General features: G+C 64.8%; 19 protein-coding genes. 3 read left to right on the top strand and 16 right to left on the bottom strand.

The features are described from left to right. Positions 1 to 87 precede the first annotated feature (87 nt). Positions 88 to 1,662, bottom strand: a complete 1,575-nt coding sequence (locus tag ACWNZ3_RS04845; RefSeq protein ID WP_269362423.1) for an ABC transporter substrate-binding protein — start codon at positions 1,660 to 1,662, stop codon at positions 88 to 90. 95 nt (positions 1,663 to 1,757) lie between these two features. Here ACWNZ3_RS04845 and ACWNZ3_RS04840 point away from each other — a divergent pair, with 95 nt between their 5' ends. Then, positions 1,758 to 2,423, top strand: coding sequence for a DUF1028 domain-containing protein (locus ACWNZ3_RS04840; protein ID WP_496901404.1), 666 nt, complete (start codon positions 1,758 to 1,760; stop codon positions 2,421 to 2,423). A gap of 19 nt (positions 2,424 to 2,442) precedes the next feature. On the opposite strand, the gene ACWNZ3_RS04835 is transcribed toward ACWNZ3_RS04840, so the two are convergent. Beyond that, a complete protein-coding gene (locus ACWNZ3_RS04835; protein ID WP_496901403.1) occupies positions 2,443 to 3,231 on the bottom strand; it encodes a FadR/GntR family transcriptional regulator in 789 nt (262 codons plus the stop codon). A 69-nt stretch (positions 3,232 to 3,300) separates the two neighbouring features. Here ACWNZ3_RS04835 and ACWNZ3_RS04830 point away from each other — a divergent pair, with 69 nt between their 5' ends. After that, a complete protein-coding gene (locus tag ACWNZ3_RS04830) occupies positions 3,301 to 4,524 on the top strand; it encodes a M20 family metallo-hydrolase (RefSeq protein WP_496901402.1) in 1,224 nt (407 codons plus the stop codon). Here the strand turns inward: ACWNZ3_RS04830 and ACWNZ3_RS04825 are convergent. From ACWNZ3_RS04825 to ACWNZ3_RS04815, 3 genes are all read right to left on the bottom strand, one after another. Next, entirely contained in the window at positions 4,507 to 5,664 is a 1,158-nt protein-coding gene (locus tag ACWNZ3_RS04825) for an MFS transporter (protein WP_496901401.1), read from the bottom strand. The genes ACWNZ3_RS04830 and ACWNZ3_RS04825 overlap by 18 nt on opposite strands. A 3-nt stretch (positions 5,665 to 5,667) precedes the next feature. Continuing rightward, on the bottom strand, positions 5,668 to 6,195 hold the full coding sequence (locus tag ACWNZ3_RS04820) for a PaaI family thioesterase (protein WP_274574385.1): 528 nt from the start codon (positions 6,193 to 6,195) through the stop codon (positions 5,668 to 5,670). Between the two features lie 162 nt (positions 6,196 to 6,357). Further along, complete coding sequence (locus tag ACWNZ3_RS04815) at positions 6,358 to 7,542, bottom strand: acetyl-CoA C-acyltransferase (RefSeq protein WP_496901400.1); 1,185 nt, start codon at positions 7,540 to 7,542, stop codon at positions 6,358 to 6,360. Between the two features lie 140 nt (positions 7,543 to 7,682). Between ACWNZ3_RS04815 and ACWNZ3_RS04810 the strand changes: the two genes are divergently transcribed. Continuing rightward, positions 7,683 to 8,228 carry a TetR/AcrR family transcriptional regulator gene (locus tag ACWNZ3_RS04810; RefSeq protein WP_496901399.1) on the top strand — a complete coding sequence of 182 codons (546 nt, stop codon included), beginning with the start codon at positions 7,683 to 7,685 and terminating at the stop codon, positions 8,226 to 8,228. 585 nt (positions 8,229 to 8,813) lie between these two features. Here the strand turns inward: ACWNZ3_RS04810 and ACWNZ3_RS04805 are convergent. The 11 genes from ACWNZ3_RS04805 to torT all read right to left on the bottom strand — a co-directional run bounded on the left by ACWNZ3_RS04805 (position 8,814) and on the right by torT (position 22,449). Then, positions 8,814 to 11,120, bottom strand: coding sequence for a xanthine dehydrogenase family protein molybdopterin-binding subunit (locus ACWNZ3_RS04805; RefSeq protein WP_496901398.1), 2,307 nt, complete (start codon positions 11,118 to 11,120; stop codon positions 8,814 to 8,816). Next, the gene (locus tag ACWNZ3_RS04800; RefSeq protein ID WP_496901397.1) at positions 11,117 to 11,599 is read right to left on the bottom strand and encodes a (2Fe-2S)-binding protein; all 483 of its coding nucleotides are present in this window, start codon (positions 11,597 to 11,599) and stop codon (positions 11,117 to 11,119) included. Before ACWNZ3_RS04800 ends, ACWNZ3_RS04805 begins: the two co-directional genes overlap by 4 nt. Then, positions 11,596 to 12,474 (bottom strand): FAD binding domain-containing protein, encoded by an 879-nt coding sequence (locus ACWNZ3_RS04795; protein ID WP_496901396.1) that lies wholly within the window; start codon positions 12,472 to 12,474, stop codon positions 11,596 to 11,598. The genes ACWNZ3_RS04800 and ACWNZ3_RS04795 overlap by 4 nt, the downstream gene beginning before the upstream one ends. 69 nt (positions 12,475 to 12,543) lie before the next feature. Then, positions 12,544 to 14,505 (bottom strand): hydantoinase B/oxoprolinase family protein, encoded by a 1,962-nt coding sequence (locus ACWNZ3_RS04790; RefSeq protein WP_274574374.1) that lies wholly within the window; start codon positions 14,503 to 14,505, stop codon positions 12,544 to 12,546. 3 nt (positions 14,506 to 14,508) lie between these two features. Continuing rightward, a complete protein-coding gene (locus ACWNZ3_RS04785; RefSeq protein ID WP_496901395.1) occupies positions 14,509 to 16,536 on the bottom strand; it encodes a hydantoinase/oxoprolinase family protein in 2,028 nt (675 codons plus the stop codon). Positions 16,537 to 16,638: 102 nt separating this feature from the next. Next, positions 16,639 to 17,601 carry an AraC-like ligand-binding domain-containing protein gene (locus tag ACWNZ3_RS04780; RefSeq protein WP_269362319.1) on the bottom strand — a complete coding sequence of 321 codons (963 nt, stop codon included), beginning with the start codon at positions 17,599 to 17,601 and terminating at the stop codon, positions 16,639 to 16,641. Between the two features lie 53 nt (positions 17,602 to 17,654). Next, positions 17,655 to 17,804 carry a hypothetical protein gene (locus ACWNZ3_RS04775; protein ID WP_496901394.1) on the bottom strand — a complete coding sequence of 50 codons (150 nt, stop codon included), beginning with the start codon at positions 17,802 to 17,804 and terminating at the stop codon, positions 17,655 to 17,657. Positions 17,805 to 17,818: 14 nt separating this feature from the next. After that, complete coding sequence (locus tag ACWNZ3_RS04770; RefSeq protein ID WP_496901393.1) at positions 17,819 to 18,802, bottom strand: ABC transporter permease; 984 nt, start codon at positions 18,800 to 18,802, stop codon at positions 17,819 to 17,821. Further along, positions 18,795 to 19,799: an ABC transporter permease gene (locus ACWNZ3_RS04765; RefSeq protein ID WP_496901392.1), complete on the bottom strand. Its 1,005-nt coding sequence runs from the start codon at positions 19,797 to 19,799 to the stop codon at positions 18,795 to 18,797. Before ACWNZ3_RS04765 ends, ACWNZ3_RS04770 begins: the two co-directional genes overlap by 8 nt. 1 nt (position 19,800) lies before the next feature. Then, a complete protein-coding gene (locus ACWNZ3_RS04760) occupies positions 19,801 to 21,381 on the bottom strand; it encodes a sugar ABC transporter ATP-binding protein (RefSeq protein ID WP_496901391.1) in 1,581 nt (526 codons plus the stop codon). Positions 21,382 to 21,399: 18 nt separating this feature from the next. Continuing rightward, entirely contained in the window at positions 21,400 to 22,449 is a 1,050-nt protein-coding gene (gene torT / locus ACWNZ3_RS04755) for a TMAO reductase system periplasmic protein TorT (protein ID WP_269362329.1), read from the bottom strand. Positions 22,450 to 22,656 lie beyond the last annotated feature (207 nt).

The raw sequence follows: 22,656 nt of genomic DNA, 5'->3' as shown, positions 1-22,656 counted from the left end.
GGCTCCGTCGGGTTGTTGCGGCCCCCTGAGCGGGGCCGCAACGGGTCAGGTTACATCCTGGTCACTCATTACATCCTGGTCACGTCATCACTTCTTGGTCACGTCATCCAGAAGCAGGAAGAACGAGGGCTGCAGTGAAAAGCCTTCGACGCGGTCGGAGGTGACGGCATTCTGCTTCCAGTTCGCCACAAAGACCCATGGCGCGTCTTCCTGCACGATCACCTGCATCTGCTGGTAGAGGCGCGCGCGCTCGGCCTGATCGGTCTCGGCGCGGGCGGCGTCCAGCAGCTTGTCCACCTCCGGGTTGGAGTAATAGCCGGAGTTGAAGCCGCCCTTGTCCGGCCAGGCTTCGGTGCGCAGCGCGAGGAAGGGCAGCGTGTCGGGATCGTTGGTCATCCAGGCCATTTCGGCCATGTCCGCCTTGCCTTCCAGACCGGGGTTCACATTGCCCAGAAAGGTGTTCCATTCGTAGGTTTCGATGCTGACCTTCAGGCCCACGGCCTCAAGATCGGCCTGGATTGCCGTGCCCATCGACACCGGGTCCAGCATGCCGGAGCCGCCTTCGGTCACGTAGAAGGTCAGCTCGGCCCCTTCCGCACCGGCCTCTGCCAGCAGGGCGCGGGCGCGGTCTGGGTCATAGGGATAGGGCTCCAGATCGGGGTTATAGGCCCAGGCGAAGGCGGGCGGGGTCGGGCCGGCCGCGACCTCGGCGGTGCCTTCGAGCACGTCATTGACGATGGCCTCCTTGTTGATCGCATAGTTTGCCGCCTGCCGGACACGGACATCCGCAAAGGGGCCTTCCTTGGCATTCAGGATCAGGAACCAGACATGCGGGCCCGCCTGTTCAAAGACGGAATAGCTGTCGCCCTGGAATTCGCTGAGCGCGACCGGCGGGACTTCGACCATCAGGTCGATGCCGCCCGCCAGCATTTCGGCGGTGCGGGTATTGGCATCGGTGATCGGGCGGAACACGACCGCCTCCAGCCCCGGCGCGCCGTCCCAGTAGCCGGGGTTGGCCTGCACCACCACCGCTTCGTTGCTGCGCCATTCGCCGAATTTGAAGGCCCCGGTGCCGGAGGGGTTGCGCCCGAAATCCGCGCCATGTTGTTCGACCGCTGCGGGCGAGACGATCAGCCCGGTGGGATAGGCAAGGTTCGACAGGAAGGGCGCATAGGGCGCGTTCAGCGTGAAGGAGACCGTCATCGGGTCAATGACGTCGACCGATTCCACGGCGGAAAAGAAGAACGCGAGCGGAAACGGGCCGGTGTCATGGAAGGGGTGGGATTCGTCCAGGATGCGGTCGAAGTTGAATTTGACCGCCTCGGCGTCGAAGGCGCTGCCATCGTGGAAGCTGACTCCCTCGCGCAGGGTGAAGGTATAGACGGTGCCATCCTCGGAGATGGTCCAGTCGGTGGCAAGGGCGGGTTCGACCTCAAGCGTGCCGTCCTTGTAGCGGACCAGCCCGTCATAGACATTCATCAGGATGCGGAAATCGTTGACGGCGGTGACAGCGGCGGGATCGAGCGATTTGGGTTCGGCGATCTGGCCCACGATCAGGACGTTTTCGGGGGTCTGCGCGGTTGCGCCGCCTGCCGACAGGGCCAGCGCCGAGGCCGCGGTCGCCGCCAGCAGGGCACGGCGGGTGAGGGTCAGGAAAGTCATGGCGTATCCTCTCTGTTTCATCTTATTTATCATTATAAATTGCATTTGGCCAAATTATCATGATAAATACAAGTTAAATGTGCCGGGGTCGCCTCATGACGTTTTCCATTCTGACATATGACAAAAAAACAGGCGTTTACGCAGGTGCGGCGGCGACGGGCAGCCTTTGTGTCGGGGGCTGGGTGCTGCGCGGCGACATCGAATCGGGGCTCTGTGCCTCGCAGGGCACCGCGCCCAGCACCTTCTGGCGCGACGATGCGATGCGGCGGTTGCATGGGGGTGCCGGGGCCGGGGATGTGGTGGCCGCGCTGACCGGGGAAGACACGGGCCGGGACCACCGGCAATTGGCGGTGCTTGACAGAACCGGTGCCACCGCCGGGTTCACCGGCGCGGCCAGTGTTCCTTACGCCGGTTTCATCGCCGCCCCGGAGGTGATTGTCGCGGGCAACATGATCAGGTCGCGTGGGGTTCTGGAGGCCGCTGCCGCCGCCTTTGCCACGCGGGAGGGCACGCCGGCGGAACGGCTTGTCGCCGCCCTGCGCGCCGGTGAGGCGGCGGGATCGGATGTGCGCGGCCTGCAATCTGCCGCCCTTCTGGTTCTGAGCCCGGTTGCGCCGCCCATCGACCTGCGGATTGATGACAGCGCCCGCCCGCTGGACGATCTTGCAGCGCTATGCGCCAGGGTGAGCGCGCCGCCCTATGCCACCTGGCTGGATGAAGCGCCCGTTGCGGTGGACCGCAGCCGCGCGCCGCGGTCGTAAGACAGGCGCGCGGCCCCGTCTATTCGGCCATGAATTCGCGGGTGATGCGCATTTCCTGCGCGTTCATCAGCCGTTCGGCCCCTTCCATATGCGAGGTCATGATGGCATGGGCGCGCGGGCCGTCGCCCCGGGTCAGCGCCTCCACCAGTTCGATCTGATGCCTGCGGCCACGTTCCCAAAGCTCCCGGTTGGGCGTGGCATAGAGGCGGCGGTGCACGGTCAGGTCAGAGAGGATCCGCGCCATGAAGGAGATCAGGAAGCCCATCAGCTGGTTGTCGGCGGCATCGGCGAGCCGGGCGTGGAAGGCCAGCGAAGAGATATGCTGCTGCTTTTCCTCTTCCGCTGTCTGCGCCGGTTCGGGGTATCTGTGCGCCATCTCGCGCAGTTCGGCCAATGTCGCGTCCGAGAGGTTGCCGGCCAGACGGGCGGCCAGGGCCGGTTCCACCAGCTTGCGCATCTCGTAGATGTCCGAGAGCGACAGGTCCTTGAAATAGAAGTAGTTTCCAAGCAGGGACATCGCCCGGTCCTTGCTGACCTCGCCCACCGAGCTGCCGCCGCCGGGGCCGGTCTTGGTCACGATCAGGCCCTGGGCCTCCAGAATGCGCATCGCCTCGCGCACGGTCCCCTTGGAGACGCCGAATTCTGCGATCATCGCCGCCTCGTTCGGCAGCTTGTCGCCCTTTTGCATGTCACGTTCGACCACCCAGCGTTTGATCTGATCCGCGACCTGAACGGGACGCGACCGTTTCTGCGCCCGGGGCGCATCGGTGATCTTTGGATCGGAGGGGCGGGCGGCGGTTTGCTTCATGACATTTGTCTAGACGAGGGCTGGAGTCTTGTGTAGCTCATAATTTATCATAATAAATTCAGGATGCCTATGACCTTCGGTGAGATTGCCCAGAGCCGCCTGCACGAGATTGCCGCCTGTTCGCAGGCCGGTGCGGGTGTGACCCGCCTGCCCTTCACGCCCGAACACCGCGCGGCGCTGGACCAGATCCGTGGCTGGATGGAGGCTGCCGGGTTGCAGGTGCATATGGATGCGGCGGCCACCCTGGTCGGGCGCTGCGCGGGGCCGGAGGGCAGCAAGACCCTGCTGATCGGGTCGCATCAGGATTCCGTACCCGGCGGCGGGCGCTATGACGGGATCATGGGCATTGCGCTGGCCTGCCTCGCGCTGGAGAAGATCCGCCGGGAGGGCCGCGCGCCGGCCTGTTCGGTGGAGGTTCTGGCCTTTGCCGATGAGGAAGGGGTGCGGTTTCCCACGGCGCTGCTGGGGCCGAGGGTGCTGGCCGGGACGTTTGATGCGGCGGCGCTGGGGCTGTCGGACCGGGATGGTGTGACCCTTGGCGCGGCGCTTGCCGGGTTCGGCGGCGATCCGGCGCAGCTGGCGGCGTTGCGCCGCGATCGCGCCGAGGTGCTGGGTTATCTGGAGGTCCATATCGAACAGGGGCCGGTTCTGGAGCGCCGGGCTGCGGCGGTCGGGGTGGTGACCGGGATCTGCGGGATCGAGCGCAACGCCATACGCTTTACAGGAGAGACGGGCCATGCGGGCACGGTGCCGATGGCGGACCGCCGCGATGCGCTTGTGGCTGCGTCCCGCTTTATCGCGGCAGTGTCGGAACAGGCCGGGCAGACCAACAGTATCCGCGCCACGGTCGGGTCGATTTCGGTGCATCCCGATGCGGTCAATGCGATCCCGGACCGGGCGGATTTCCCGCTTGAGGTGCGTTCGGTCTCCGACGAGGCGCGGCAGGGGTTTACCGATGAGATGCGCGCGCTTGGCAATCGTATTGCCGGGGAGGCCGGCCTGTCTTTCGAGATGACGCGGACCTATGTCCAGCCTGCGGTGTCCTGCGACCCGGAGCTGTCGGCGGCATTGGTTGCTTCGGTGGAACAGGGCGGCGCGGCGGCGGTCACGCTGCCCTCGGGGGCCACCCATGATGCCTCTGCCATGTCAGATCTCTGCCCTATCGCGATGCTGTTCCTGCGCTGCCGGGGCGGGCTGAGCCATCATCCCGATGAATATGCCAGCGCCGCCGATATGGGGGCGGCGCTGGATGCGCTTGTGCATGTGCTGGTGTCCTCAGGTCCGGGACAGTGACCGCGCGGTGCCCGAGCGCAGGGCGATGGCGACCACAAGACCCAGCAGCGCCACAAAGGCACCGGTCAGCGGCGCGGCAGCATAGCCGCCGAAGCTGATCGCAGTGCCGCCCAGCAGCACGCCGGTGCCCTGTCCGAGATAGACCATCGAGCTGTTCAGCGTCAGAACGAAGGTCGTCGAGGGTCCCGCCGTTGCCGCAAGGCTCCCCTGCACCACCGGTGCGGTGGCAAACTGGCAGACCGGCGCAAGGGCAACGCTGACGACAAGCGCCAGGATATTGACCAGCAGCGGCGGGTTGGTCGACAGTGGTGGCACCAGCACCGCAAGCCCCAGGGCGATCCCGGCAAAGAGCCAGGCCAGCCCGCGCCCGCCGAGGGTGGCCGCGATCCGCGCGCCAAGGATCAGCCCGGCGAGGCAGGACAGCCCGACGCCAAGCTGGAACAGCGCCACATGGGTGCCGGTGCCGCCGGTCAGGCTGGTGACAACCGGGCCGATGTAGCCCACCAGGCAGAACATCGCGCCAAAGGCGAGATAGGTCGAGGCCAGCAGCCCCGTGGATCTGGCGTCAAGGCGCGCGCTGCCCTTGGGGACAGGCTGTGCCGCGATGTCGGGGACGTTGCGCCAGACCAGCACGAGGGCCGCGGCCGAGGCCAGCGCGGCCACGCCGAAGCTCGCCCGCCAGCCCAGCCAGTCCCCGGCCAGCGAGCCCGCGGGCATTCCCAGCATCAGCGCATAGGCGACCCCGGAATAGACCTTGGCGATGGCCCCGCCCCGCTGTTCGGCGGGGACCAGGGTCACGGCGATGGAGACCGCCAGCGGCAGCGAAAGCGCGCCGGTGATCCCCAGGGCGGTGCGCAGGAACAGGAGTTCATTGAAGCCCGGTGCCAGGATCGAGGCGAAATTGAGCAGCACCATGCTGCCCAGCACCGTCAGGAGCAGCGGTTTCTTGCGCCGGTGCCGGGTCCAATGGGCCAGGAACGGCCCGGCAAAGGCGCAGCCAAGCGCATAGCCCGCCTGCAAAAGCCCGGCGGCCGAGACGCTGATGCCGAGGTCGGCGGCCAGTGGGCCGAGCAGGCCGGAGAAGACGAATCCCCCCAGCAGGAAGGCGAAGGGGACGGAGAGGAGCGTGATGACGGGCATGGTCTACCCCTGTGCCGGAAAGAGGAAACAGGTGGTGGTGCCGGTGGCGATCAGCCGGCCCGAGGCATCCTCCAGCCGCGCCTCTGCCGTGGCCGACCGCCGCCCTCGGGAGACCAGGGTGCCCAGCGCCCGGACCTGTCCCGCATCGGGTGCGAGGGGGCGGATGAACTTCACCTCCGTGCCCATGCTTGTATAGTTTTGGCCGGGGCCAAGCACCGAATGGACCGCACAGCCCAGCACGGAATCCAGCATGGTCATGATCCAGCCGCCGTGGACGGTGCCCATGGGGTTCAGGAATTCCGGCCCCGGATCGCCCCGGAACTCCGCCTGCCCTTCGGAGACCGCGTGTATCCATTGCCGCATTGTCCGCGCCATGGTCGGGGCGGGCACGCCGCCGGTGGGGATCGCGCGCAGGATGTCGAGCCCGGACATGGCCGCGATCTGGCGCGGGTCCGGCGGGCTGAAGCTCACTTCGGGCATGGTGGCCGCGTCAAAGGCGCGTTCTTTGGTTGTGGTGTCATGCTGTGGCATGGGTGCCTCCGGAATATCTGGGTGTGGGAATGCCCTGCGGGCGGTTGCGGAAGGGGGCTGGGGCCTTGGCCCGCCGCCCCCTGTCATGGGGTGCGCTGGTGACATGCGCGGCTGTCCGGGTCAGATCCATTGGGTGTCCTTTCGGGTTGGGTGAAAGCCGGGTCAGATTTCGATGGCCAGTGCTGTAGCCTCGCCGCCGCCGATGCAGAGCGTGGCCACGCCGCGCCGCTTGCCCCGCGCCCGCAGGGCGTGCAGCAGGGTGACGAGGATGCGTGCGCCGGTGGCGCCGATGGGATGGCCCAGCGCGCAGGCGCCGCCGTTCACATTGAGCCTTTCGCGGGGGATGCCGATCTTTTGCGCGGCGGCCATGGGGACCACGGCGAAGGCCTCGTTGATTTCCCACAGATCGACCTGATCCGCGGTCCAGCCGGTGCGGGCCAGCAGCTTTTCAATCGCCGGGATCGGTGCGGTGGTATAGAGCGCCGGGGCTTGGGCATGGGCGGCCTGCCCGACGATGGTGGCAAGCACCGGCAGGCCCCGCGCCCGGGCGTGGCTGCGCCGGGTCAGCACCAGCGCAGCCGCGCCATCGGCATTGGCGGAGGCGCTGGCGGCGGTGATTGTCCCGTCGCTGGCAAAGGCGGGCCGAAGGCCGGGGATTTTTGCCGGGTCGACCTGGCCGGGGCGTTCGTCCTGCGCGACGGTGACTTCGCCCTTGCGCTGGGGCACTGTGACCGGCGCGATTTCATCGGTGAAGGCTCCCGAGGTGACCGCCATGCGGGCCCGTTCCAGCGTTTCGATGGCAAAGGCATCCTGTGCCGCGCGGTCAAAGCCGAAGTCCCGTGCCGTGACCTCGCCGAAAGCGCCCATGGGGCGGCCCGGTTCATAGGCGTCTTCGAGGCCGTCGAACATCATGTGATCAATCAGCGCGGCGCTGCCTGCCTTGCGGCCTGCGCGCATTTCCGGTGCGAGATAGGGGGCGCGAGACATGGATTCCATGCCGCCCGCGACGATGATCTCGGCGCGTTCCAGCGTCAGCAGGTCGGCGGCGGTCATGATCGCCTTCATCCCGGAGCCGCAGACCTTGTTGATCGTGGTTGCGCCCACGGCATCGTCGAGCCCTGCTGCCCGCGCCGCCTGCCGTGCCGGGGCCTGGCCCTGTCCGGCGGGCAGGACGCAGCCCATCAGCACCTCTGTGGCGTCCGTCGGCCCGAGCCCGGCGTCGGCCATGGCGGCGCGGATAGCCGTGGCCCCCAGCAGCGGCGCGGGGATCGGCGCAAGCGCGCCCATGAAGGCGCCGAGCGGGGTCCGGCGGGCGGCGCAGATGACGATGGGATCGGTAGGGGACATGGGGCGACTCGCTTTGCTCGTGATTTACGATTAGATTATAAGCATCATCCAAACTGTCAAGATTAGATGTTAATTGACATCCAAAATGGATTTTTCTAGGATTGGCGGGCCATACCGACCAGTGATGAAAAGGCGCTGACATGCGTGTAAGTCGTGAAGTTGCACAGGAAAATCGCCAGAAGGTGGTTGACGAAGCCGCCCGGCTGTTTCGCATCCACGGATATGAAGGCATTGGGATTTCGGGCCTGATGAAAGCCGCCGGGATGACTCATGGCGGGTTCTACAAGCAGTTCCCGGACAAAACGGCGCTGATGGTGGAGGCCACCCAGGCGGCGATGGCACAGCATGAGAAAGACTGGGCCAGGCGGCTGGAGAAAGCGGGGGGCGACCGGCTGGAGGCCTTCCGGCAGGCCTATCTGCACGACAGTCACCTGACGCGGGTTGCCGAGGGCTGCGTCCTGCCCGCGCTTGCGGCAGAGGCGCCGCGCCACGGAGAGGCCTTGCAGACCGCCTTTGCCGAGGGGCTGGAGAAGCTGGCGGATCTGGTGGCCCCGGAGGACAGGGCGGTGGCGCTGAGCACCATTGCCCAGGTGGTCGGCGCGCTGATGCTGGCGCGGGCGGCGGGGGATCACCCGGTTGCGGATCAGGTCATCGCGGCGGTTGGCGGCAAGGCCGATGAGGGTTGATGGCCAAGGGGTGAGCTGACTTTCGCGGCGAAGCGCATTGCCGGGTGGTGGTGCGGTGATGCGCGGCGGCTTGCGGCCTTGATTCCGCGCTTGGGGGAGTGCTCGAACCGGAAAAACCGCCGTCGATCAATCACGCCCAGGCCCGGAACAAGCCGCAGGCGCCGGGCCATCGCCTGCCCGCCGGTCGCACCAAAGGTGCGCCGTTGATCGTCGGCATGCCTTTGGCATGCCGGGTAGGCGATTTGGTGAGGCTGGGCGTGCCCATGATGGGGTTCATCATGGTTGAGACATTAACAGGCTGCTGAAAACCGAGTCTGTATATGGTTTGCCAAGCCGCAACTGGGAAATTGTTCGTCGATGCGGCCGCCACAACCCTTGGCGCGGGCTGAAAGCCCGGGCCGCGCCCGACCCTCCCCACGGGAGGGCGCTCTTGCAATGTCGCGTAAATCATCGACAGCACAGAGTATTTGCAGCGCGGCACCCTGTTCAAACGTCTGGAACGCGCCCTCCCAGGATCGGGCGCGGCCCTCTGTGATCCGGACAACCGCCTGTGCAAGGAACAATTTCTCTATCCAAGGACGGAACCTAAAGTGCCTCTCCGGCAATCAGGGTGGCAATGCGCTCCGGTGTCATCGGCAGGGAGGTCACCGGTTTGCCCGTGGCATTGGCAATCGCGCAGGCCAGCGATGCGGCGACATTCAGGATCGGCACCTCCCCTGCCCCCTTGGTGCCCAGCGGGCCGAGGGAGGGTGCCCCCTCGTAAAGCTCGAAGTCGATGGGCAGGACATCGCCCGCCAGCGGGACGCGGTAGCTTTCCAGCCCGGTCTGATCGACCGCGCCGTCGGGGCCGATCGTGACCTCTTCGGTCAGGGCATAGCCGATGCCCTGCACCACGCCGCCCTGAATCTGGCCATGAATGGCGCGCCGGTTCAGGGCGCGGCCCACATCCTGTACCACGCGGTAGGACAGGATTTCGCAACGGCCCGAGATTTCGTCAACCGCCACTTCGCAGTCGTGGACCGCAAATACCGGGATGTCGATGGCGTCAATGAAATGGCCGGTGGCGCAGCCGGGCATGGCTGTTGTGCCCGGCGCGGTAAAGGCACCGCTGCCGGCAATCGGGCCGGTGGTCAGCTCCGCTTCGGCGATCACGGCTTTCAGGGTCATGCCGCTGCCGGGTTTGCCGTCAACCTCGACCCGGCCGTTGGTCAGCACCAGTGCGGCTGTATTGGTCTGCAGCAATCTGGCCGCCACTGTCAGCAGTTTTTCCCGCACCTCGGCGCAGGCAGCCTCGCTTGCCGCCCCGATGGAGACGGTGGTGCGCCCGCCGCCAACCCCGAGATCGCGCCCGGCGGCATCCGTATCGGCGGTTTTCACGATGACCGCATCGGGATGAATGCCAAGGTTTGCCGCGACGATCTGCGGCAGGGATTGCATCATGGTGCCGGAGCCGATCTCGACCCCGGCGGTGACCAGCGTCGCGCTGCCGTCGGCGTTCAGGTTCACCGTTGCCGCAGAGGGGCCGACAAAGATGAACCATGTCCCCACGGTTGTCGCGCGCCCGTAGAGCCGCCCGTCGGGCAACCTGCCGCTGCGCCGTTCGACGGGATATTTGTCAACCATGCGGTCCAGCATGGGGGCCAGCACATCGCCCTGAAAGGTCTGTCCGGTGGCCCCGATGTCGCCGTCACCGATCACGTTGCGGCGTCTGAACTCGAAGGGGTCCATCCCGATGGCGGCGCAGATTTCATCCGTATGTCGTTCCAGCGCGAAGGTGTTGTAGACCCCGTTGCAGGCGCGGAAGGCCCCGTTCGGGGGGGTGTTGGTATAGACCGCCCTTGTCACGATTTTCGCGGCACCCAGCCGGTAGTTGCCGGCCAGCGTATGGGCGGTCATCGTGGTCAGGAAGACCTGTTCGCCGCCATATGCGCCGCAATCCATGAGCACGCTGGCCTCGCGGGCGACGATCTCTCCCTCCGCGTCGATGGCGGAGCGGATGTGGATTTCGGCGTTTTCCCGGCAGAGGCAGGTCATCATCTCTTCGCGGCGGGAATTGACCAGCGAGACAGCGCGCCCGGATTTGCGGGCCAGGATCGCGGCATAGGGTTCGAGGGAGCAATCGAACTTCAGCCCGAAACCGCCACCGACGGCGGGCACTGTCACCCGCACGGCGGATTCCGGGACCTCAAGAACCCTGGCGACGACATGTTTGACCGTCCATGGCGCCTGGGTGGAGGTCTGGATGTGGAAGCGGCCATCCTCATAAGATGCGATCACCGCGCGCGGCTCAAACGACAGGTGGTTCTGCCGCCCGACATCATAGGTGCCTTCGACAATGGTGACGTCATTGCGGGCAAAGGCGGCATCGGTGTCGCCGCGGTCGACGCGTGCTTCCCAGGCGATATTGCCGCCCCGTGTCGCGCCGGGGTGGAGCACCTCGTAGCTTTCCCAGCCGGGATGGACGAGGGGGGCATCGGGGGCCAGTGCCGCCTGCAGGGTCAGCACCGGCGGCATGGCTTCATATTCGACAATCACGGCCTTGGCGGCGCGCCGGGCCAGGGCCAGTGTCTCTGCCGCGATGACGGCGAGGGGTTCGCCGTGATAGCGCACGGTATCGCTGGCAAAGATCGGATGATCGGCGATGCCGATCCCGTGCAGGCCGGGGGCGTCCCTGTGGGTGGCGATGGCGTGGACCCCCGCCATCGTCAGGGCCGGGATGACATCCAGCCGGGTGATGCGGGCGGAGGCCACGGTCGCGCGCAGCAAGACCGCGTGCAGGACCTCCGGCCCCGCCTGATCGACGGTGTATCTGGTCCGGCCCCGCAGCTTGTCGCGCGCATCGCGGCGCGGCAGGTCCATGACGGCAAGGGATGGATCATGGGCGTTCTTCATGGCTGAACCTCCGTCACGGGGTGTGCGGCGCCCGAGAGGGACATCACCGCGTCGATGATCCGCTCATAGCCGGTACACCGGCAGATGTTCCCGGTCAGCGCGGATTTGACCGCCTCGCGGGTCGGTTGCGGATTGTCCTTCATGAAATGGGTGAGCGTCATCACCATGCCGGGAAAGCACATGCCGCATTGCACCACGTCAAAATCAACAAAGGCCTGCTGGACGGGGTTCAGCTCTGCTTCGGTGCCGATCCCTTCGATGGTGCGCAGATCGGACCCCTCCAACGTGCCCATCGGCACCAGGCAGGCGGTGGCGGGATGCCCGTCGATCCGGACCATGCAGGCACCGCAGAACCCCTCGCCGCAGACCTCCTTGGCGCCGGTCAGCCGGTAGGTGTCGCGCAGCACCTCAAGCAAGGAGGCGCGCGGGTCGCCGGAGAAGCTGCGGGCGCGGCCGTTGAGGGTGAAGCTTACGGTCATTGCGGGTCTCCCTTTGCGGTGGGCCGGGTCAGATCGGCAAAGGCGCGTTGCACCAGTTGCGGCAGCAGGCGGGCGCGGTACCAGCCGCTGGCATCGACGCCGTCGCGCGGGTGCAGGTCATGGATGCGAGCCTGTGCGGCGTCGCGCGCCGCCTTTGGGTCCAGGGGGCGGTCCAGAAGCGCGTCTTCCAGTGTCTCCCAGCGGCGCGGTGCAGGTTCCACCGCGCTGAGGGCGATGCGCAGGCTCTGGCAGGTGCCATCATCGCGGCAACCGGCAAGAACGCTGACGACCGCAACCGGATATTCGCCCGCCTGCCGCAGCAGGGCGCGGGCATGGGCGGCTGTGCCCCGGGGCGGGGGCAGGTGCACATGTGTCAGGATCTCGGCGGCGGGGCGCGCGCCGCGCCCGCGCAGGAAATCAGCAATGGGCAGGCGTCTTTCACCTGACGGGGCCTGCAGGGTGACCATGGCCCCAAGGGCCATCAGCGCCGGGACAAGATCGGGGGCCATGAAGCCATCGGAACAGAGGTTGCCGCCGATGGTCGCGCGATGCCGGATCGCGGGATTGGCGGAGGCCGCGCAGGCCATGCGCAGGCCGGCATGGGCGGGGTCAGCGCCCAGCGCCTGCGCAAGTGCGGCGTGGCTGACCATGGCGCCGATTGTCAGCCCGGCGTCCGTTTTTTCGATGCCGTGAAGGGAGGCGATATTCGCAAGGGACACAAAGGTCTTGTCGGTCTCCTCACCACGCAGCGCGGCCCGCATGATCCATGTGCCGCCCGCCAGCGGGATGGCCGGACGCGGGGCGGCGGAGGCGAGGATAGAAAGTGCCGCTGCAATCGTATCGGGGCGGTGAAAAACCACATCTGTCTGGGTCATGCCGGCAATGTCCTGTTCAGGTTCCGGGTGCGGGGGATCAGGCGGCCCGGCAGGCGGGCCGCCCCGGTATCACGACCAGTGCGAGACCGAGCGTTTCTCGAAACTTTCGCGGAACTGCGCGGTGGATCTGGGCATCAGCTCGCCCGTGCCCCAATCCAGGATCACCGCGTATCTGCGCACCGCGTCCATCTCGTTGATCTTGCCCTTGCGGTACATCTGCGAGACCTCTTCGGGGTCCATCCGGGCCCAGCCGACCCGGTTCGCACGGATATGGGCACGGGCCTTTTCGGTGGCGGCATGGTCGATCTCGTAGTCGAGCATGTCGGCGTCATTGACCCTGATCACGACCCCGTAGTCGAGTTCCGCGCGCTTGACGGAGACATATTCGTCGATCACATCGTTGAGGACATGTTCGGGGTCGCGTTCCATCGGGTCGCCGTAACCGCCGCCGCCTGCGGTGGGGCGGGTGAACTTGTCGCCGCTCTTGATCTTGTAGTTGGAAAAGACCGAGCCCAGCCATTCTTCCTCGCCGGTGTCGACATGTTCGACCATCAACCCGTGTGGCATGGAGGGCAGGCCGCCTTCGACGCCCCAGACCACCGCGCGTTCGCGGTCGCAGATGTAGGACATGACGGTGTTTTCCGCCTCAAGCAGGGTTGAAGCCTTGATCACCCCTGCCCCGCCGCGCCATTTGCCGGGGCCGGGGCTGTCCTGCTTGATCTGGAATTCATCCGCGCGGGTCGGGTTGACCCTTTCGTTGCCTTCGGAGGGCTGGGACATCAGGCCGGTGCCGAAACAGGCGGTGGTCACGTCGCTGCCGTCCTTGCCGTTGCGCCCGCCCCAGCCGCCGGGGAGCCATTCGTAGAACATGTAGATCGGCTTGTCCGGTTTGCGCAGGTCGTTGCCGCCCGCCAGCAGGTATTCCAGGTTGAAGGCACAGGCGATGGCGCGTTCCGGCATGATCTGCGACCACATTTCGAAGATCGCGTTCATGATCTTTTCGAACGGCATCAGGAAGCCGGTCACCGCCACTGGCCACTGGGCGCTGACGACGCTGTTGGCGGGGGCCTTCACCTCTACCATCCGGTAGAAGCCGCTGTTCAGCGGCAGGTCGGGGAAGAAGGTCTTCATGCCCGCCACCACGGCGGAGAAGGTCGCGCCGGGGGCCGAGTTGTAGATCGAGGCGATGGTGGCGTGGCTGCCTTCGAAATCATAGGTGATCTCTTCGCCCTTGATGGTCATCTTGATGTGGATCGGGATCATCCCCTCGCCCGCACCCGGATCGCGGTCGATGTAATCCACCGCCTCCCATGTGCCGTCCGGCAGGTCGCGGATGCGCTGGCGCACGGCGCGTTCGACGTAATCCTGAACCGCATCCATGCCCTGGGTGACCTGATCGCGGCCGTATTTGCCCACCAGCCGCTGCAATTCGCGTTCGGCCACCTGGGTGGCCTGGGCCTGTGAATGAATGTCACCGATGATCGAGGCCGGGTCGCGGGTGTTGGCAGCGATCATATTGGCCACGTCGGCGCAGAACCTGCCCTTGTGGAACAGCCGGATCGGGGTGATGCGCACCGCCTCGCCGAACATCTCGTGGGCGGTCACGTTGAACGACCCGGGGACGGAGCCGCCCAGATCGGACCAATGGCCGTTCGACTGCGAAAAGCCGATCAGTTCTTCCTCGTCAAAGATCGGCCGGATCAGACGCACGTCGCTGAAGTGGGTGCCGCCGGCATAGGGATCGTTGATGGCATAGACATCGCCAGGGTACATATCGCCCTTGAAGAAGCGGATCACCTCCTTGCAGGTATGGTGCAGGGTGCCGACATGGACCGCGATGTCGGAATTGCCCTGGGCCACGCAGTTGCCCTCGGCATCGTGCAGCCCGTTGGAGAAATCGCGGTTGTAGATCACGAAGGAATAGCAGGTCCGCAGCATCTGTTCGGCCATCTGGTCGACCGAGGTGATGAAGGAGTTCTTGAGCACCTCGAAGGTGACCGGGTCCAGTTCCTGTTTTGGCATCATGTTCATGTCTCAGTCCTTCACGCGGATCAGAATGTTCATATATTGGTCGATCTTCGCGGTGGCGCCGGGGGGGACCACCACGGTTGAATCGACCTGTTCGACGATGGCCGGGCCGGTGAATTCCGCGCCCGCCTTCATGGTGGCGCGGTCATAGACATCGGTGCGGCAGCTTTTCCCCTTGAACCAGACATCGCGCTGGCTGGCGGGGTCCGGCGCATGGGGCGTCACCTCGAAGGAGGGCAGCTCGGCCTTTTGCACCACGCCGGTGGCTTTGACGCCCACCCGGAATATGCTGACCGGCGCATCTTCGCGGCGGAAGTTGTATTCGCGTTCGTGTTCATCGTGGAAACCGCGCACGAGGTCTTCGGTGCTGGTGATCGTCGCGGGGGCGGAGACGGCGAGCGAGCGCCACTGGCCCTGATACATCATCTCTACCGTGCGCTGCAGGACGGTGTTTTCGGGGGCGACATCCTCGTGACGCAGCCGGTCGACGGCTTCCTTTTCGATCCGCGCAAAGGCGGCTTCGAGGTCTTCGGGCGCGGTTTGCGAGGCATCGGCCATGAAGCTGTCGGAAAAGTCGTGCTGGATGTCGACCAGCAGGCAGCCCATCGCCGAGGTCACGCCGGGGTTCGGCGGCACGATCACCACCGGGATGGAAAGCTCCTTGGCCACGGCGGCCCCGTGCAGGGCACCCGCGCCGCCAAAGGCCACCAGGGCAAAGTCGCGGGGATCGTGGCCGCGGCTGATCGAGAGCAGGCGCACGGCGTTGGCCATATTCGCATTGGCCACGTCAATCACCGCCTCTGCGGCCTCGTGCAGTTCCATTTCGAAAGGCACGGCCACGGTTTCGCGGATTGCCTTTTCCGCCAGACCCGCGTCCAGCGTGATGTCGCCCCCCGCCAGGCTGTGGCCCAGACGGCCCAGCACCACATTGGCATCGCTGTTGGTGGCGACCTCATTGCCGTTGGAATAGCAGGCGGGACCGGGGAAGGCCCCTGCCGATTGGGGCCCGTTGCGCAGCGAGCCGCCTTCGTCCTTCCAGGCCAGCGAGCCGCCGCCGGCGCCGATGGTCAGCACTTCGATGGAGGGAAAGCGGATCGGGTAGCCGTATTCGATGTACCAATCCTTGGTCACCGTCGAATTGCCCTGAAAGCAAAGCGAGACATCGGTGGAGGTGCCGCCCATGTCGAAGCCGATGGAGTTTTCATAGCCGCAGAGGTTGCCGATGAAGCGGCTGGCCAGCGCCCCCGCCGCAATGCCGGACCCTGCCAGACGCGCGGCAAAATCCTTGACGCTGGCCGGGGTCATCACGCCGCCGCCGGTGTGCAGCAGCAGCAGGTCGCGGGTATAGCCGCCCTCGGCCAGCTTGTCGCCCAGCCGGGAAACGTAATCGACCACCACCGGAGAGACCACGGCATTCACCATGGTGGTTGAAAAACGCTCGTGTTCGAAGATTTCCGGCATGATCTGCGAGGAGATGGAGATATGCACATCCGGCATTTCCGCGCGCAGGATGTCGCGCATCCGGACCTCGTGGTCGCCGTTGACATAGGAATTGATGAAGCAGACCGCGATGGCCTTTACGTCCCGCTTTTTGAGGATCCGGGCCACGCGGCGGGCCTCGGCCTCGTCCAGTTCGGTGATGACCTTGCCTGCCGCGTCGATCCGTTCCTTCACGGTCAACCGGTCGCGGCGCGGGATATAGGGTTTGGCGACATCCTTGTAGGTGTCCCAAAGATCCTCCTTGTTGGAGCGGCGGATTTCGACCACATCGCGGAAGCCTTCGGTGCAGACCATCGCCGCGCGGGGCAGTTTGCGGGTGATCAGCGCATTGGTGGCCACTGTGGTGCCATGGGAAAACATCGTGACATCGCCGAGGTCGATCCCGGCATCCGAAATGCCCGTCATGATGGCGCGCATCGGATCATCGGGGGTCGAGGGGGTCTTTTCGATCCGGATCTGGCCGGTGTCTTCGTCCATGATGCAGACATCGGTGAAGGTGCCCCCGACATCGACTGCGACTCTGGTTTTTGTCATCTCTGCTTTCCTACTTCGGTTGAGGCCACAGGTGCCGGCAAGCCGGTATCGGTCACCCGAAAGCACAGCTTTGGGTGGTGGCGCATTTTACTTTCGGGTGCGTCAGCTTCGGGCCATGGCCTCCAGCCGGGTCTGTTTTCTGGTATCGGTCGGGGTGCAGCCGAACCGGGCTCTGTAGTGTTTGCAGAACTGCGCCTGGTCGTAGAACCCCCATTTATGGGCGATCTGGGCCATGGTGCTGGTGTTGTTCACCATGCGCAGCATCTCGTGGCAGCGGGTCAGCCGCTTGTCGCGGATGTAGCCAACGACGGAATGGTCATTCTCGGCAAAGAGCCGTTGCAGATAGCGCAGCGAGATGCCGCAGGATTCCGCCACGACCTGGGAGTTCAGGTTGGGGTTGGCGAGGTTGTCGCGGATGAATTGTTCGGCCCGCTGCAAATGCGCCGCGCGGATCGTCGAGGCGGTGCTGTCGAGGATGCGGTTGTCGCTGCGCATTGACAGGCACAGAAGGTCCAGCAGGTGCTGCCCGGCCATTTCCCGGGCGGCATCGCCGATCAGTTCAATGCTTTCGATGGTATTGCGCACCGACCCCAGGAAATAGGAACCCACCCCCGAGCTGGCGTCAAAGGTCAGCGCGCCAAGCCGGTCGGTGGCGCCCAGCCGCGAACGCACGCTGGCGGTGGGCACCTTGAGCACCCAGAGCTTGTTGGCCTGCCCATGGGAGAATTCATAAGGCAGGTCTCCGCGTTCCACCAGGAAGCTGCCGGGGCTGCAGCTGGTGTCGCGGGCCCCCTGCTGGAAACAGACGTCCGATTTATGCGGGATGGTGATCAGCAGGCTGCTTTCCTGCTCGTTGGTGAAATGCGACCTGGTGCGGATGTATTTGACGCCGTCGCAGTTCATCTCGGACAGGCCGAGGTTGCCCAGCCGCCAGGACTGCAAGGAGCCCTTGAAGGTTTCGGGCCGGGCGCATTTTGCCGAGAGCGGGAAATAGGTGTCGGACAAGGTCCGGGTCCAGACTTCGTCCTTGTTCATTGTACCGCAATGGTCCGTCGAAAAATACATCGTCTTCTCCCCTGTCGGCCGTGTTCCGGCGTGAACCGGCCGACTCGTTGAATTCAACCTATCTTATCGCCATTCGAATACTTGGCGATTTGCGCATAAAGCTTTGCCCCGCGCCCGGCAAAGCGCCATTCGGTCACGCGGGTCCGGTGGTTCCGGATAAGGACCTTGCCGACGGCGGTTCCGGCTGCGGCTGCGTCACACATGATCTGTCCTTTCCTTACCGTCCACGGGTTCGATAGGCGTCGAGTGCTGCGCCGAATATCAGGATTGCCCCGATCACCACCGGCTGCAAGGAGCCGTTGATCTGTTGCAGGTTCATCCCGATCGACAGGCAGGTGATCAGCAAGGCACCGTAGATCGGGGCGGAGATCGTCCCGGTGCCGCCGCGCAGGGATGCGCCGCCGATGACCGCCGCCGCGATGCTGCTGAGGACCAGCGAGGTGCCCAGGTTCGGCTCCCCCGATCCGGTCTGCGCGGTCATCAGCAAGCCGGCAATCGCGGCCAGGATGCCGCTGGTGACATAGGCAAAGAACAGATGTTCGCGCACCCGCCGTCCGCCGACATGGGCAACCTCGTTGCTGTCGCCGAGCACATAGAGAACCCGGCCATGCACGGTGCGGGTCAGCATGAAATGCAGCGCCCAGGCCACCGCGCCCGCGATCACCAGCGGGATCGGCAGCGCCAGGATCTTCATCTGGTTCAGGGCAAAGCTGAACCCTTCGGGCAGGTTGAAGATCGGGAAGCCGCCCGAAACCGTTGTGGCGATGCCGGTGAAGATGCTCATCGTGGCAAGGGTGACGATGAAGGGGTTGATCCGCGCATAGGCGACAAGCGCCCCGTTGATCGCGCCCAGGGCCGCGCCGATGGCCAGGCCGGTGCAGATGCCTGCAAAGACGCCGATCCCGGTGCCGAGACCGGGCAGCAGGCTGGTCATCACCATCGAGGACACCACCGACACCAGCGAGACATTGGCCCCCACCGACAGGTCAAAGCCCCGGGTGATGATGACAACAAGCTGTGCCGCCGCAACAAAGAAGAACAGCGAGGATTGCTTCATGATGTTGACGACATTGCCGCCGGAGATCATTGCGGGTTGCAGGGCCGCAAAGAACACCACCACCCCGATGATCGCCAGCGGCAAGAGCAGATGCGGGGCGATGGCGCGCATGTCCAGCGGGGTGCTTTGGGTCTGGTCAGCCATGTCCGGCCCTCCGGCGTTCGCGGTAGCTTTCGGCGGCCACCGCGATGACGATCACGATGCCGATGATGATGATGTGGTATTTGCTGTCGATGCGGATCAGGCTCATCCCGTTGCTGAGCACCGACAGGAACAGCGCGCTGAGGGCGACCATCGGGATGCGCCCCACCCCGCCTTTCAGGGCCACGCCGCCGATGACGGCCACGGAAATGCTTTCCAGCATCAGGTTGCTGCCAAGGGTCGCCTCGCCCGAGCCGACCCGCGCGGTCAGAAACAGCCCGACGATGCCCGCCAGCAGCGCGCTGAGGACATAGGCGGCCCAGATGTATTTGCGGGTGTTCAGCCCGGACAGCCGCGCCGCCTTTTCATTGCCGCCGACGGCATAGAAATAGCGGCCCAGCCGGGTCTGGGTCTGCATGTACCACAGCAGGCACAGCACAAGTGCCGCCGCATAGACGATATAGGGCAACCGGAACAGGCTGCCGCGCCCGATCTCGCGGGTGAAAAGCTCTGGCAGGTCATAGATCGGCGTTCCGCCGGTCACATATCCGGCGATGCCCGCCGCCATGGTCATCGTGCCGATGGTCACCATGAAGGGCGAGATTTTCATCACGCTGACGAAGAACCCGTTGGCGAGGCCGACCAGGATGCCGGGGATCAGGCCCAGCAGGCATCCGAGGGCGACGACCACAGCCGTGCTTGCGATGCCGAGGTCCGCCAGCCAGACGATGGACAGGGCCGAGCTGACCGAGGTCAGCGCCACGATGGCCCCGACCGAGATGTCGAAACCGCCGACGATGATCACCAGCATCTGCCCGGCAGAGATGATCGACAGGAAAGAGGCGTTGCGCAGCACGTTGATCAGGTTCGAGCTGCGCAGGAACCGGGGTTCATAGAGGGCAAGCAGCCCGCAGGTCACGATCAGCACGATGGGCAGGATACCGATGGAGGCAAGTATGCGGTTGCGGCGCGCGGTGTTCCGGATGGTTTGAACGGTCATCTTAATTCCCCTCCCCCGCCGCTTGTGCTGCTGGTTCTTCATGGGCGAAGAAATGCGACAGCAGGGCTTGTTCGGTCACCTCGTCGCCGTCCAGCTCTCCGACGATGGCGCCTTCGCGCATCACGATGACCCGGTGCGACATATGCATGACCTCTGCCAGTTCGGAGGAGGCGATCACCACCGCCTTGCCTGCTTCGGTCAGCGTCTTGATCACATCGTAGATTTCCAGCTTGGCCTGGATGTCGACGCCGACGGTCGGTTCATCGAAGAGAAAGATGTCGAATTCCCGCGACAGGCCGCGCGCGATCATCAGCTTTTGCTTGTTGCCGCCGGACAATTGATCGGCCCTGGCGTTCAGCCCCGGCGTGCGGATTTTCAGTTTCTCGATGATTTCTTTGGTAAAGGATCGTTCGGCGGGGCGTTTGAGCAACATGCCGCGACGGGAGAATTTTTCGTCATCGAGGGCGGCGACCGTGCTGTTGCTGATCAGGTTCTGGCTCATCGCCAGACCTTCGGTCGCGCGGTCGGAGGGGAAATAGCAGATGCGGTTGCCCAGCGCCTTGCGGGGGGAGTGGCGTTCAAGCCTTGTGCTGCCGCAGGTGATCTGGCCGCTGGAAAGCGGATCCAGCCCGAAGGCCGCGCGCAGGACTTCGGACTTGCCGCAGCCCGCCAGACCGGCAAAGCCCAGCACCTCGCCCCGGCGCACGCTGAAGCTCAGGTCATGGGCCATGCCCCGCTGCAGGGTGACGCCCTCGAACTGCAAGAGCGTGTCGCCTGCAGAGCGGGTGATCTCGGGAAAGAATTCGTCGAAGGTGCGCCCGGTCATCAGTTGAACCAGTTCTTTCTCGCTTGTGTCGGCCATCTGGACGGTATCGATGTATTTGCCGTCCCTGAGCACCGTGACGCGATCCGCCAGCCGCGAAATCTCGGGCATGCGGTGCGAGACATAGACAATGCCCAGGCCATCGGCGCGCAATTGTTCGATGATGTCGAAAAGCTGGGCGGCTTCCTGATCGGTGAGCGAAGCGGTCGGCTCGTCCAGGATCAGCACCCGGCAGTCCCAGAGCAGGGCCTTTGCGATCTCCACCATCTGCTGGTGGGCGCGGCGCAGGTTGCGCACCCTGGCGCGCGGATCGAGGGCAAAGCCCAGACGGTCCAGCACCGCATGCACCTTGCGGCGCATTTCGGTTTTGGCAAGCCGCAGGCCCTGCACCATCTCGTGGCCCAGAAACAGGTTCTCCTCGACCGTCATCTCGGGGATCAGGCTGAATTCCTGAAACACGATGCTGACGCCCTTGTCATGGGCCAGCGCCGGGGTCATAATCGAGACCGGTTCGTCGAAGAGACGGTAGCTGCCGCTGTCAAACCCCTGCACGCCGCAGATGATCTGGATCAGCGTCGATTTCCCCGCCCCGTTCTCACCGAACAGGACGTGGACTTCACCGGCGCGAAGCTCGAACTGCATGCCCTGCAAGGCCTTGAAGGCGCCATAGGATTTGTCGAGGTCGCGCAGTTCGATCAATGTTTCCCCGGCCTTATGCGCGGGATGGCCGGACGCAAGTGCTGCGTCCGGTTCAATCATGTGTTCTGTCATGAGGGGTTACTCGACCGCGTAGACGGGTTCCCAATCCGCGGGGGCGAACGAGCGGCTCATGTCGAAGCTGTCGATGTTGTCCTTGGTCAGCACGGTCATCGAGGGGTTGAGCTCCACCAGGTGATCCTTGCCTTCCAGAATGCGCACGGCGAGGTCCATGGCGATGCGCGCTTCCATGACGGGGGATTCCGTTACCGTGGCGGTCACGACGCCGGATTTGACCAGATCGACCATCCCTTCGTTCGAGTAATAGGCCGCGATCAGGGCATCGTCGTTGCCGGCTTCTTCCAGGGCCTGTTTGGCCACTTCGGCGGTGACAGCCGTGCCGTAGATGATGTTCACGTCATCATAGGCCTGCAGGGCATCCTCGACCAGGCGCAACTGGATGCTCTTGCCGGTGTCGCCGTATTTGGCTTCCAGCAGTTCGATGCCGCTGCCCTCGATGCCGCGCTCGACCCCTTCGGTCGATGCCTCGGCCCAGCCGGAGCCCTGCGGGCCGGGGAAGTGGACCATGCGCATGGGCTTGCCTTCGGTCATGTCCGCGAGGAATTTCGCGCCTGCCTCTGCGGCATCGTCGTAATTCGCAAAGATCCGCGCGCCTGCGACATCGCTCATCGGGTTGATGACACCGACCTGCACGATGCCCTTTTCGTTGCCTTCGGCCATGCTCTTGGCCAGACCCGCTTCGGAGATTGCACCGATCACGATGGCATCGACGCCGAGCGCCACGCAGTCGTTGTACTGGGACACCTGTTTGGCCGCTTCGGTATAGCCGCCCGCTTCGAGGATGGTCGCCTTGACGCCCAGCTTGCGGGCCTGATCGACGATGCCGTAGTTCACGCCGACCCAGTAGCTGTCTTTCATATGCGGAAAGAGCACGCAGATGTGCCAGGGTTTCTCAGCCTTCTCCAGCCCCTGATAAGAGACGATTTCGCTGCCGCCGCCGGCAGAGTTGACCACGTCGAACGGCCAGATCGCATCCTGCGCGGCTGCCGTGGTGGTCAGACCCGCCGCAATGAGGGCGGCTGTCGAAATGCTGTTGAGTGTTTTCTTCATGTTGGACTCCCAGTCTTGTTGATGAACAGCGCAGTTTGCTTTTTCGCATTATAAGCGCCGATGTGGTGCGCCCGGCCCTCCGGCCCGGTTCGCCAAATTTGGTCGTTGGTTGTAGTTCGCAGTATGAAACGGGCAGCGGACTTATTATTGGTTATAAGCGGCCTTTCATGAAGAGATCCGCGAACATGCCCCTTTGGGCGTTGGGTC

The sequence above is a fragment of the Sulfitobacter sp. IGS-18 genome (assembly GCF_059628195.1).
Note: the sequence above shows the minus strand (reverse complement) of the source record. Positions and strands in the feature narration are given on the sequence as shown.